13 protein-coding genes and 1 pseudogene are annotated in these 12,182 nt (G+C 62.7%); 10 read left to right on the forward strand and 4 right to left on the reverse strand.

Translation table 11 applies throughout. The features are described from left to right. The first annotated feature begins 31 nt into the window (after positions 1–31). From Q1M04_RS01505 to Q1M04_RS01520, 4 genes are all read left to right on the forward strand, one after another. On the forward strand, positions 32–514 hold the full coding sequence (locus tag Q1M04_RS01505) for a gamma carbonic anhydrase family protein (RefSeq protein ID WP_293278845.1): 483 nt from the start codon (positions 32–34) through the stop codon (positions 512–514). A 3-nt stretch (positions 515–517) separates the two neighbouring features. Continuing rightward, the gene (locus tag Q1M04_RS01510; RefSeq protein WP_297999011.1) at positions 518–1,666 is read left to right on the forward strand and encodes an AI-2E family transporter; all 1,149 of its coding nucleotides are present in this window, start codon (positions 518–520) and stop codon (positions 1,664–1,666) included. Positions 1,667–1,941: 275 nt separating this feature from the next. Then, the gene (locus tag Q1M04_RS01515) at positions 1,942–2,157 is read left to right on the forward strand and encodes a helix-turn-helix transcriptional regulator (protein ID WP_293278843.1); all 216 of its coding nucleotides are present in this window, start codon (positions 1,942–1,944) and stop codon (positions 2,155–2,157) included. Further along, complete coding sequence (locus tag Q1M04_RS01520) at positions 2,150–2,908, forward strand: DUF3169 family protein (RefSeq protein WP_293278842.1); 759 nt, start codon at positions 2,150–2,152, stop codon at positions 2,906–2,908. Before Q1M04_RS01515 ends, Q1M04_RS01520 begins: the two co-directional genes overlap by 8 nt. A 112-nt stretch (positions 2,909–3,020) precedes the next feature. Here the strand turns inward: Q1M04_RS01520 and Q1M04_RS01525 are convergent, their stop codons facing one another. The 4 genes from Q1M04_RS01525 to Q1M04_RS01540 are packed head-to-tail and all read right to left on the reverse strand — an operon-like array spanning position 3,021 to position 5,400. Further along, a complete protein-coding gene (locus Q1M04_RS01525; RefSeq protein WP_297999007.1) occupies positions 3,021–3,671 on the reverse strand; it encodes a hypothetical protein in 651 nt (216 codons plus the stop codon). Continuing rightward, positions 3,658–4,422: a hypothetical protein gene (locus tag Q1M04_RS01530; protein WP_297999005.1), complete on the reverse strand. Its 765-nt coding sequence runs from the start codon at positions 4,420–4,422 to the stop codon at positions 3,658–3,660. Before Q1M04_RS01530 ends, Q1M04_RS01525 begins: the two co-directional genes overlap by 14 nt. After that, positions 4,419–4,892 (reverse strand): hypothetical protein, encoded by a 474-nt coding sequence (locus Q1M04_RS01535; RefSeq protein WP_297999003.1) that lies wholly within the window; start codon positions 4,890–4,892, stop codon positions 4,419–4,421. Before Q1M04_RS01535 ends, Q1M04_RS01530 begins: the two co-directional genes overlap by 4 nt. Then, complete coding sequence (locus Q1M04_RS01540; RefSeq protein WP_325187709.1) at positions 4,879–5,400, reverse strand: RNA polymerase sigma factor; 522 nt, start codon at positions 5,398–5,400, stop codon at positions 4,879–4,881. The genes Q1M04_RS01535 and Q1M04_RS01540 overlap by 14 nt, the downstream gene beginning before the upstream one ends. Positions 5,401–5,913: 513 nt before the next feature. Here Q1M04_RS01540 and Q1M04_RS01545 point away from each other — a divergent pair. From Q1M04_RS01545 to Q1M04_RS01570, 6 genes and pseudogenes are all read left to right on the forward strand, one after another. Further along, a complete protein-coding gene (locus tag Q1M04_RS01545; RefSeq protein WP_295755241.1) occupies positions 5,914–6,714 on the forward strand; it encodes an enoyl-CoA hydratase-related protein in 801 nt (266 codons plus the stop codon). A gap of 42 nt (positions 6,715–6,756) precedes the next feature. Then, entirely contained in the window at positions 6,757–8,313 is a 1,557-nt protein-coding gene (locus Q1M04_RS01550) for an acyl CoA:acetate/3-ketoacid CoA transferase (RefSeq protein ID WP_297294746.1), read from the forward strand. A gap of 193 nt (positions 8,314–8,506) precedes the next feature. Then, on the forward strand, positions 8,507–9,982 hold the full coding sequence (locus Q1M04_RS01555) for a 4-hydroxyphenylacetate 3-hydroxylase family protein (protein ID WP_297999001.1): 1,476 nt from the start codon (positions 8,507–8,509) through the stop codon (positions 9,980–9,982). A 96-nt stretch (positions 9,983–10,078) separates the two neighbouring features. Beyond that, positions 10,079–11,218 (forward strand): acyl-CoA dehydrogenase, encoded by a 1,140-nt coding sequence (locus Q1M04_RS01560; RefSeq protein ID WP_297301305.1) that lies wholly within the window; start codon positions 10,079–10,081, stop codon positions 11,216–11,218. Positions 11,219–11,236: 18 nt separating this feature from the next. Continuing rightward, positions 11,237–12,037 (forward strand): acryloyl-CoA reductase electron transfer subunit gamma, encoded by an 801-nt coding sequence (gene acrB / locus Q1M04_RS01565; protein WP_297301304.1) that lies wholly within the window; start codon positions 11,237–11,239, stop codon positions 12,035–12,037. Positions 12,038–12,055: 18 nt separating this feature from the next. Further along, positions 12,056–12,182, forward strand: a pseudogene (locus Q1M04_RS01570) (electron transfer flavoprotein subunit alpha/FixB family protein); the annotation flags it as partial.

Below are 12,182 nucleotides of genomic sequence, written 5' to 3' on the forward strand. Positions count from 1 at the left end.
GAAAATCACATAAGGAAACGAGGAAATCACCATGCAATGCAAACTGCGAGAGACCACCCCCGACGTGCTGATCTGCGACGGCGCGAAGGTCAGCGGCGACGTGACCCTTGGAAAGGGCGTGAATATCTGGTATAACGCCGTCCTCCGGGGAGACGAGGGCGCCATCACCGTAGGCGAGGGCACCAATATCCAGGACTGCGCCGTCCTCCACGAGGAGACCCGGGTAGGCGCGGGCTGCACCATCGGCCACGGGGCCATTGTCCACGGCTGCACCGTGGGGAACAACGTCCTCATCGGCATGGGGGCCATTGTCCTCAACGGGGCGAACATCGGGGACGACTGCATCGTGGGCGCGGGGGCCCTGGTGACGGGGAAGATGGACGCCCCCGCCGGGTCCATGATTTTAGGAAGCCCCGCCAAGGTCGCCCGCCCCCTGACGGAGGCGGAAATCGCCTCCAACCGGGAGTCCGCCGAGGGCTACCTCCACGCGGCGGAAGCCCATCGCCGGGGCTGAGCCATGGACTGGAACCGAAGTCAAATCAAGCAGCGGCTGGCGGTGGTCTGCGGCGGCGTGGCCTTCTTCTGCGCCCTGCAGAACCTCCCCGCCCTGGCGGGGGCCCTGCGGTGGGTGCTGGGCGTCTTGGGCCCCTTCCTGGTGGGCGGGGCCATTGCCTTTATTCTAAACGTCCCCATGCGGGCCATCGAGGCCCGCCTCCCCAGGGGGAAGCGGTGGAAGCCCCTCCGCCGTCCCCTGGCCCTGGTCCTGACCCTGGCGGCCATGACCGGCGTGGTGACTCTGGCGGCCTGTGTCATCAGCCCCGGCGTCGGCGACGCGGTGCGCTCCATCACCAGCCAGCTCCCCGCCGCCATCCGGCGGATGGAGGAGCAGCTGGCGGAGCTGGAGGCCTGGCTTCCCCAGCTGGAGACCTTCGCGGCGGGCCTGGAATTCGACTGGAAGAACCTGACGGAAAAGGCCGTCACCCTGGTCCGGGACTGGGGCGGGGGGCTGGTGTCCTCCGGCGGGGTCCTCATGGCGGGGGTGGTCAGCGGGGTCAGCACCTTTGTCATCGGCCTGATCTTCTCGTTTTACATCCTCCTGCAAAAAGAGCGCCTGGCCCGCCAGGGCCGCCAGGTGCTCTACGCCCTCCTTCCCGAGTCCTGGGCGGACAAAACCCTGGAGGTCCTTCGCCTCTCGGGCCGCACCTTCTCCAGCTTCCTCTCCGGCCAGTGCGTGGAGGCGGTGATTTTAGGGGCCCTCTTTGTAGCGGCCATGACGGTGTTCCGCATGCCCTACGCCCTGCTGGTGGGAGTCCTCATTGCCCTGACGGCCCTGATCCCCGTGGTGGGGGCCTTCATCGGCTGCGTAGTGGGGGCATTGCTCATCGCCGTGACGAACCCCTGGCAGGCGGTGGGCTTTGTAGTCCTCTTCCTGGTGATTCAGCAGATTGAGGGGAACCTGATTTACCCCCATGTGGTGGGCAGTTCCGTGGGCCTTCCCTCTATCTGGGTGCTGGCCGCCGTCACCCTGGGCGGCAAGCTGATGGGCATTGCGGGGATGCTGTTTTTCATCCCCCTGTGCTCCGTGCTGTACGCCCTCTTCCGGGGCTTTGTCAAGGCCCGCCTGAGCGCCCGGAAGGTCCCCCCGCGAAAATGGCGGGACCCCTGAACGCGAAAAAGCCCTCCGAATCCTTCGGAGGGCCTTTCCTTTTGCCATGCGGCCCATTTCCGGCCCAGGCCCGAAATGGGAATATTCCGATAGACCGGAAACCTCTCTTTGTGGGGCCTGACCCCCTGGTCAGGCCATTCCCCCAGGCCCCTGGCGCTTCCAATCGAAACTATCAAAATTTCCCCTTGACAACTTTCCTTGTCAGTGCTATCCTGGAATTGACAATGATACTTGTCAATCCGACAACCACTCTTGTCAAAGAAAGGAGCCCATCCATGCCCTTAACCAACCGGCTGAAAGAGCACCGGGCCCGCCTGGGGGTAAACCAGCAGCAGCTGGGGAGCCTTGCGGGGGTCTCCCGGCAGACCATCAGCCAAATTGAGCGGGGGGATTATTCCCCCTCCGTGACGCTGGCGCTGAAGCTTGCGAAGATCTGCGGCGTGCGGGTCGAAGACATCTTTACCTATCAGGAGGACGAAACCCATGAATGAGAAAAGTGAAAACCGAAAAGCCCTGCCCAAATTCACCCTCTCCCTGCTGGGCTCCTTGCTGGTGGGGGGCGTCATCGGCTTTGCCGTTGGCCTTTCCCGGGCCATGGGCCTGGATACCGCCGCCCTGGCGGAGGGGCTGAGCGCCGCCCTGGCGGCGGTTACCCCCTGGGGCATCCCCGTCACCTCGGCGCTGACCCTGGGAAGCTGCCTGGTCCTCTACCGCTCCGCCGCGAAGAAATTCGCCGCCTGGGACGGCGGGGACGAGGACGAAACCTCGGAGTCCATCGACACCGCCCTGAGCTGGGTCCTGCTCCTCAGCGCCGTACAGCTGCTGTTCAACCTGTTCTTCCTCTCCGCCTTCTGCATCTATTGGATGGACAGGGATATCCGGGCCCTGGCCCTGGTGGGCGTGTTCCTCCTCTCCTGCGGCTTTGTGGTCTTTGCCCAGCAGAAGGCCGTGGACCTGACCCGCCGGATGAACCCGGAGAAGCGGGGCAGCGTCTACGACACGAAGTTTCAAAAAAAGTGGATGGACAGCTGCGACGAGTCGGAGCGCCGCCAGGTGGGCCAGGCGTGCTGCCGGGCCTATATGGTCTCCAGCCGGTTCTGCTTAGGGCTGTGGCTGGCGCTGGCGATTTTGAGCATGGTTTTTGAAGTAAGCATTCTCCCCACCCTTGTCCTGCTGCTGGTCTGGGGGGTCATGCAGGTGACCTACAGCCTGGAGTGCATCCGGCTGGGAAAAAGAAATTGAACTATACGATTCATAGCAAAAAAACCGGCGGGGCCCGCCCCCCGGCCAGGCCATCCCCCGGATTGGGGAACGGCCCGGCCAGGGGGCCGGGCCCCACAGCAGATCCTTACATTTAAGCCGTCTCTTCGGTTTCCGCTGAAAGCGCCTCCTCCGGCAGCTCCGCCGGAACCCGCGCAAAGGTGAATTTCCCGCTGGTTTTCCGCCCATGGACCAGGATGGTGTAATCTCCCGTTTTGGGAACCTCCACCCGCTGGTCCCCGTTCAGCGGGGCTCCCTCCAGAAGGGCGTTTCCGTCCTCATCGCTGATTTCCACCTCCAGCCAGCCGTTCCAGGTGTCGATCCGGCCCACCAGGGCGTCCCCGGCCTCCAGCCGGAGGGTGTGGGAGTCAAAGCCGTTGAAAAACTCGTAATCCATGCGGAAGCTGGTTTCGTCGGCGTAGCGGGAGCAGTTGCCGGCGTAGAAAAACTCCCCGTTCTCATAGGCCCAGGCGGCGGCGTAGAACACCATCGCCGCCCCCACCAGCAAAAAGCAGAGAATCATCCCCAGCCAGTCGTACTTGACCTTCCCGCCGCTCCGGGCGGAGAGCAGCGTCTCCACCCCCAGGGCCACCAGGATCAGCGGCGACGCGTTCAGGAGCCATCCGGGCTCAAACGAGGGCCACAGCAGGGACGCCAGCATTCCGCACCCCGCCGCCACCAGGACCGCCCCCAGGGTAAAGGTCCCCACCCGGCGCTGGGGCCGGACGGCCTCACTGGCCGTCATGGTCCGCCTCCTTCTTTTCCGCAAGCTCCTTTTCGTACTTCTCCACATTGAATTCCGATTTCCACTCCAGGGTCACCGGCGCGGGCTCCTCGGGCACCGCCGGGGCCTGGGGCTCCGGCTCCTGGTGGAACTGCTCCTCCGCCTCCGTCCAGGGGGTGGATTTCATTTTGGGAGGTTCCGCCTTGGGAGGCGTGTAGGAGGGCTCCTCGTCAAAGCCGCCGTCCTTGGGGACCTTGGGCCCCTTGATGAACCAGAGGCCCACGGCGATAATCAGCACCGTCCCCAGAATCCGGGGCATATCCCAGACCAGCAGGCCATAGAGCCAGTCGAAGATGGGAAAAAGGTCTTTCAGCGTTCCCAGAAGCCGCCGGGCGAAAATCTGGTATACATTATAAAGGCCCACCACCACCAGCACCCAGCCGATAAGGCTTCCCCGGCGGCTGAGAATGCGGCTCAGCTTCCGGGAGTCCATCTCGGACATGCCGAACATGAATTCGTCCTCCGGGGCGAGCCCATCCCGAATCTGGCGGCGGAGGTTGAAGCTGTCAAAAAAGGAATACAGCCACAGCGGGGCGATAAGCACCGCCAGCACCCCCATCTCCAGAAATACCGCGATAAAGAGCAAAGCGGTGGCAATGATGGTCTGGGAGATGCCCCGCTTCATATAGCCCTGGCACATCTGCCCGCAGCCGGGGACGCAGGCCCACATCAAATGCCAGCAGCCCCGGAACAGTTTGCGTAAAAACCTCATGAGTGATTTCCTCCTTCTATAAACTGGCTGGGGCGGAACCCGTCAAAAAAGTCTGATAAACCGGATACGGTCTGACGCAGGGAGTCGCTGATTTCCCCGGTGAGGCCCGTGAGCTGCCGGGAGATGCTGGGCCGGTCCTCCGGTAAGACCGGGCGGGAAATCTGTACGCCCCCGCCGCCCCACAGCACCGTTAGGGCCAGGGTGACGGCGGCCGCGGCGGTGGCGTACCGGCTGACCGCCAGCCGGAGGGCCCGGCTCCGAATCCGGGCCCAGAGCGTCTTTTGGCAGGAGCGCTCCGGGACCAGCAGATCCCCGCCCTCCAGGGCCAGGGTGTAGCGCTGTAAGCACTCGTCGCAGAACGCCAGGTGCTCCGCGATTTCCAGCCGCTCCAGCTCGTCGAAGCGGTCCTCGTTTTGCGCCAGGGCCGCCAGGGCCCCGTCGCTTAAATGTCCGTCCTCACGGAATACCATGCCTTCCACTCCTTTCCAGTGCCTCCCGGAGCAGCTTCTTGCCCCGGGAGAGCTGTGTATAAACGGTCTTCACCGGCCTGCCCAGGGCCAGGGCCGCCTCTTCAGGAGACTGCTCCTCTAAAAGGCACAGGCGGCACACCTGCCGGTAGGGCTCCTTCAGCTCCCGGATGGCCCTTAAAATGTCCGCCTCCCCGCTTCTTCGAAGCACCGCCTCCTCGGCGGGCGGTGCCAGGCCCCGGGCCAGCTCCTCCTCCCCCGGCAGGACGGTCCGCCGGTTCCAGGCGCTTTGGAGGTGGTCCTTGGCCTTGTTGGCGGCGATGCGGCTGAGCCACTGCCGCTCATAGCCCTCCGGCATGCTCTCCCGGTGGATGTAGGCGGAGAGGAAGGTCTCCTGGGTCAGGTCCTCCGCGGCCGCCGGCTCCCGGACCAGCTGGAAGCAGACGGTGTAAACCAGCCGCTCGTATTGCAGGACCAGCTCCGTAAACCGCTCCTTTGTTATAACAGCCACGCCGTCTCACCACCCCCTCCGAAGAGCCTCCGAAGCGCCTCCCCGGCGGCCCTCTGTCGTCCGACACCCATCATACGAAATAGGGCTTTTGAATTCTTCAAATTGATCGAAAAAATTTTTTCTCCGTCCCGGCGGGGAAAAAGCCGCCCCCTCCCCAAACCTATTCAATATCGAATAAGCTCTATTCATTTATGAATAAAATGCCGCAGCCAAGCCGCCGTTTGCGCGGTTTCCACAGAAAGCTTCTCCCTGTCCCTGCGATTTTCACAAAGGCTCCGCACCTTTTCTGCGTTCCCGCTTCCAAAACGCTATTCATTTTTGAATAACATTTCCAAATTCCGGGGACGGCCCTCTCCCAAACGTAGAAAAATCCCTCCGGTTTTTTGGCAATCTGAACAGGAAACTGGCCGGAGCGGCAGAAACTGAGGCTTGCAGAATTGGCACAGGATTTGCTATAATAACTGCCGGACAAAACGGGGCTGTCCCCGAAAAAATGAAGGAGGAACGCAAGCCATGTATCAGACCGTTCGTTATGAAAAGAAAGACCGCATCGGCATCGCCACCATCAACCGTCCCGAGGCGCTGAACGCCCTGAATTCCCAGGTGATCGCCGACCTGGAGGCGTTGATTTCGGAGGTGGAGAAGGACACGGAGCTCCGGGCCTTCATCCTCACCGGCGAGGGCCGCTCCTTCGTGGCCGGGGCCGACATCGGCGAGCAGAAGCCCATGGACGTTGGGCAGGGCCGCAAGTGGGGCCAGCGGGGCAGCGCCCTGTTCCGCCGCATCGAAAAGCTGGAGATTCCCACCATCGCGGCGGTGAACGGCTTTGCCCTGGGCGGCGGCTGTGAGATTGCCATGAGCTGCGACATCATCCTGGCCGCCGGGCCCAACGCCGAGGGCAAGGGCGGCGCGAAGTTCGGCCAGCCCGAGGTGGGCCTGGGCATCACCCCCGGCTTCTCCGGCACCCAGCGCCTCCCCCGCCGGGTGGGCGTTGCCAAGGCCAAGGAGCTGATTTTCTCCGGCAAGGTCATCGACGCCGCCGAGGCCAAGGCCATCGGCCTGGTGAACGAGGTCTACGCCCCCGAGGAGCTGCTGGACGCCGCGGTGAAAATGGCCCAGTCCTTTGCGGTGAACGCCCCCATCGCGGTGAAGTACTCCAAGGCCTGCATCGACCGGGGGATGCAGATGGACATTGACGACGGCATCGCCCTGGAAAACGAGCTCTTCGCCATGTGCTTTGCCACCGAGGACCAGAAAGAGGGCATGGGCGCCTTCCTGGAGAAGCGGAAGGAAAAGCACTTCCAGAATAAATAAGTCCCAGGGACATTTTATCACAGGAAAAGGAGTTCGGAAAGCATGAAAAAAGTTCGCGTCATCACCGCGGAAGAAGCGGCGCTGATGGTCAAGGACGGCGATACCGTCACCACCGGCGGCTTTGTCAGCTGCGCCTGTCCCGAGGCGCTGACCAAGGCGCTGGAAAAGCGCTTTGAAGAAACCGGGCATCCCCGGGACCTGACCCTTTTCTTTGCCGCGGGACAGGGCCACCGGGACGGCACCGGCGGCGACCACTTCGGCGGCGAGGGCATGTGCAAACGGGTTGTGGGCGGCCACTGGGACCGGGCCCCCCGGCTGGGTGACCTGGCCCTGGCCAACAAGATTGAGGCCTATAACCTGCCCCAGGGCGTCATCACCCACATGTTCCGGGACATCGCGGCCCACAACATCGGAACCATCACCCATGTGGGCCTCTACACCTTCGCCGACCCCCGGAACGGCGGCGGCAAGCTGAACGAGTGCACCAAGGAGGACCTGGTAAAGCTGGTCAGCATCGAGGGGGAGGAGCGGCTTTTGTATAAGCCCATCCCCATCAACGTCTGCCTGATCCGGGGCAGCTACGCCGACGAGTACGGCAACTGCACCGTACATAGAGAGATCGGCCCCCTGGACGTGACCGCCCAGTGCCAGGCTACCAAGAACTCCGGCGGCATCGTCATTGTCCAGGTGGAGAAGATTGTCCAGGGCGGCACCCTGGACCCCCGGCTGGTGAAAATCCCCGGCATCTACGTGGACGCCATCGTCGTGGGCTCCCCGGAGGACAACAACCAGTGCTTAGGGATGCCCTATGACGGGGCTCTCAGCGGCGAGTTCCGCATCCCCGTGGACGACATCCCCTCCATCCCCCTGGACGCCAAGAAGATTCTGGCCCGCCGTGCGGCCATGGAGCTGCCCCAGGACGCCATCGTGAACCTGGGCACCGGCGCGCCGGAGAAAATCGCCAACGTGGCGGCGGAGGAGGGCATCTCCGACAAGATGACCCTGACGGTGGAGGCCGGAAGCATCGCGGGCGTGCCCTACGGCGGCACCCAGTTCGGCGGCGCGGCCAACTCCATGGCGATTCTGGACCACAACGTCCAGTTCGACTTCTACCAGGGCGGCGGCCTGGACGTGGCCTTCCTAGGGCTGGCGGAGACGGCCCCCAACGGGGATTTGAACGTCTCCAAGTTCGGCACCCGCCTGGCGGGCGCGGGCGGCTTCATCGACATCACCCAGAACGCGAAAAAGGTGGTCTACTGCGGCACCTTCACCGCCAAGGGATTGAAAACCGAGTGCCGGGACGGCAAGCTGGTCATCACCCAGGAGGGCGCGAAGAAAAAGTTTGTCAATAAGGTGGAGCACATCACCTTCTCCGGCACCTATGCCAACAAGGTGGGCCAGCCCGTGCTGTACGTCACCGAGCGGGCGGTGTTCGAGCTCCGGCCCGAGGGTGTGACCCTCATCGAGATTGCCCCCGGCATCGACCTCCAGACCCAGGTGCTGGACCAGATGGAGTTCATGCCGCAGATCAGCGAGGACCTGAAGCTCATGGACGAGCGCATTTTCAAGGATGAGCTGATGGGCCTTGCCAACGACTAAGTCCAAGGGGGACTGCGTCCCCCTTAGACGCTCCGCCGCGCCGTTGACGCAGCTCCGCTGAACCCCCTCACGTTTGCACGGCGAACGTGACGCGCCCCATGGCGCGGGCAGTGGAGTTCCGGTCAGGCAAAGCCCGCCCGGAACGGATTTTAGGGGTGCGGCAATACCCCATAAAAACTAGGAGGAACAAAAAATGGCCTTAATGACCCCCCAAGAATACATCGAGAGCCTGCGCAAGCTGAAAACCCGCGTCTACATGTTCGGCGAGGAGATCAAGAACTGGGTGGACCACCCCATGATCCGCCCCTCCATCAACTGCGTCGCCATGACCTACGCCCTGGCCCAGGACCCCCAGTACGCGGATCTCATGACCGTGAAGTCCAGCCTGACGGGCCGCACCGTCAACCGCTTCACCCACCTCCACCAGTCCACCGAGGACCTCATCAACAAGGTGAAGATGCAGCGTCTGCTGGGTCAGAAGACCGCTTCCTGCTTCCAGCGCTGCGTGGGCATGGACGCCTTCAACGCCGTCTTCTCCTCTACCTATGAAATCGACGAGAAATACGGCACCCACTACCACGAGAACTTCAAAAACTTCATCACCATGGTCCAGGACAACGACCTCACCGTGGACGGGGCCATGACGGACCCCAAGGGCGACCGCTCCAAGGCTCCCAGCGCTCAGGCGGACCCGGACATGTACGTCCATGTGGTGGAGCGCCGTCCCGACGGCATCGTAGTCTCGGGCGCCAAGTGCCACCAGACCGGCTCCATCAACTCCCACTGGCACATCTTCATGCCCACCATCTCCATGGGCGAGGCGGATAAGGACTGGGCCGTCTCCTTCGCCTGCCCCACCGACGCCGAGGGCATGTATATGATCTATGGCCGCCAGTCCTGCGACACCCGGAAGCTGGAAGAGGGCGCGTCCATCGACGTGGGCAACGCCAAATTCGGCGGTCAGGAGGCCCTGGTGGTGCTGGACCATGTGTTCATCCCCAACGAGTACATTTTCCTCAACGGCGAATATGAGTTCGCCGGGATGATTGTGGAGCGCTTCGCGGGCTACCACCGCCAGAGCTACGGCGGGTGCAAGGTGGGCGTGGGCGACGTGGTCATCGGAGCCACGGCTCTCGCCGCCGAGTACAACGGCGTGGAAAAAGCCAGCGCCGTCAAGGATAAGCTCATCGAGATGACCCACCTGAACGAAACCCTCTACTGTTGCGGCATCGCCTGTTCCTCCCAGGGCTTCAAGACCAAGGCGGGCAACTACCAGATTGACCTGCTGCTTGCCAACGTCTGCAAGCAGAACGTCACCCGCTTCCCCTATGAGATCGTCCGCCTGGCCGAGGACGTGGCGGGTGGCTTGATGGTCACCATGCCCTCTCAGAAGGACTTCGAGTCCGACACGGTGGTGGGCCGGAACGGCGAAACCATCGGGGACATCTGCAACAAGTTCTTCGCCGCCCGGGAGGGCGTTTCCACCGAGGACCGCCAGCGCATCATGCGCTTCCTGGAGAACATGTGCCTGGGCGCGGCGGCGGTAGGCTACCGCACGGAATCCATGCACGGCGCGGGCTCTCCCCAGGCCCAGCGCATCATGATTGCCCGCCAGGGCAACATCCAGGGCAAGAAGCAGCTTGCCAAGGACATCGCCGGAATCAAATAAACTGCCCCCTGTTCCTCGTCAGCCAGGTCCGGGCCCTGGAGGCCCGGACCGGACATATATGAATTTCCAAAATTTTAAATAAGGAGAGAACATCACATGGATTTCAATCTGAGCCGTGAGCACCAGCTGATTCGGAAGATGATGGCCGAGTTCACCGAAAACGAAGTGAAGCCCATCGCCGCCGAGACGGACCTGAACAGCGAGTATCCCCGGGAGAACATCGAGAAGCTGTTTGACCTGGGCGTCATGGGCATGTGCGTGCCCAAGGAGTACGGCGGCACCGGCGCGGACCCCCTGGCCTCCGCCATCTGCATCGAGGAGCTGAGCAAGCAGTGCGCCTCCACCGGCGACATTGTGGCCACCCACAACGGCCTTTGCTGCGACCCCATCCTGACCCACGGCACCGAGGAGCAGAAGAAAAAGTACCTCCCCATGCTGACCACCGGCCATAAGGTGGGCGCCTTCGCCCTCACCGAGCCCAACGCCGGTTCCGACGCCTCCAAGGGCCAGACCGAGGCCAAGCTGGAAGGCGACCACTACGTGATGAACGGCTCCAAAATCTTCATTACCAACGGCTATGTTGCCGACGTCTTCGTGGTCTTCGCCATGACCGACAAGACCAAGGGCACCAAGGGCATCTCCGCCTTCATCGTGGAGAGCGGCTTCCCCGGCTTCTCCGTTGGCAAGCACGAGGTGAAGATGGGCCTCCACGGCTCCCCCACCGCCGAGATCGTGTTCACCGACTGCATCGTCCCCAAGGAGAACATGCTGGGCCGTGAGGGCAAGGGCTTCTCCATCGCCATGCAGACCCTGGACGGCGGCCGTATCGGCATCGCGGCCCAGGCCCTGGGCATCGCCGAGGGCGCTCTGGCGGAAGCCAAGGAGTACACCAAGGGCCGCGTCCAGTTCGGCAAGCCCATTTCCAAGTTCCAGAACACCCAGTTCACCTTCGCCGACATGGAGATGGGCTGCGAGGCGGGCCGCCTCCTGACCTATCAGGCCGCCACCCTCAAGGGCCAGGGCGTCCGCTACACCAAGGAGGCCGCCATGGCCAAGCTCTGGTGCTCCGAGCACGCCATGAAGACTACCACCAAGGCCCTCCAGATGTTCGGCGGCTACGGCTATACCAAGGACTATCCCATGGAGCGCATGATGCGGGACGCCAAGATCACCGAGATTTACGAGGGCACGTCCGAGGTCCAGCGCATTGTCATCTCCGCGAATATGGGACTGTAAGAGGAGGAGGAAACGACTATGAAAATCATTGTCTGTGTCAAGCAGGTCCCCGATACCTCCGGCAAGGTGGCCGTCAATCCCGACGGCACCTTGAACCGGGCTTCCATGCAGACCATCACGAACCCCGACGACATGAACGCCGTGGAGGCCGCCCTGAAGCTGAAAGACGAAACCGGCTGCAAGGTGATTGTGGTCACCATGGGCCCCCCTCCCGCGGCCTCCATGCTCCGGGAGCTGATGGCCATGGGCGCGGACGAGGGCGTCCTGGTCTCCGCCCGGGAGTTCGGCGGCTCCGACACCTACGCCACCTCCCAGATTCTCGCCGCCGCCATTGACACCATCGGCGTGGAAAAAGACGACGTGGTCATGTGCGGCCGCCAGGCCATCGACGGCGACACCGCCCAGGTGGGCCCCCAGATTGCCGAGAAGCTGGGCCTGCCCCAGGTGACCTACGCCGCCGACATCCACAAGGACGGGGAAAACATCACCGTCAAGCGGATGCTGGAAGACGGCTATATGACCATCAAGGTTAAGACGCCCTGCCTCCTGACCTGCATCAAGGAGCTGAACAACCCCCGTTATATGTCCATCGGCGGCATCTACGCGACCTACAACAAGCCCCTGGAGACCTTCGACTTTGAAAAGCTCAAGGACCACAAGCTGATCGACCCCTCCACCATCGGCCTCAAGGGCTCTCCCACCAACATCTTCAAGAGCTTCACGCCCCCCCAGAAGGGCGCCGGCATGATGCTGGAGGGCGACGGCAAGGAGACCTGCGAGAAGCTGGCTTCCATCCTGGCCGGCAAACACATTATCTGAGAAGGGAGTATATAGAACATGTCTAATTTCAACAGTGCGGATATCGCTGCCTTCAAGGACGTTTGGGTCTTCTGCGAGCAGCGCGAGGGCAAGCTGATGCCCACCGACTTCGAGCTGATTTCCAAGGGCCGGGACCTGGCCAACG

The organism is uncultured Oscillibacter sp. (assembly GCF_950073225.1).
Lineage (GTDB): Bacteria > Bacillota > Clostridia > Oscillospirales > Oscillospiraceae > Oscillibacter.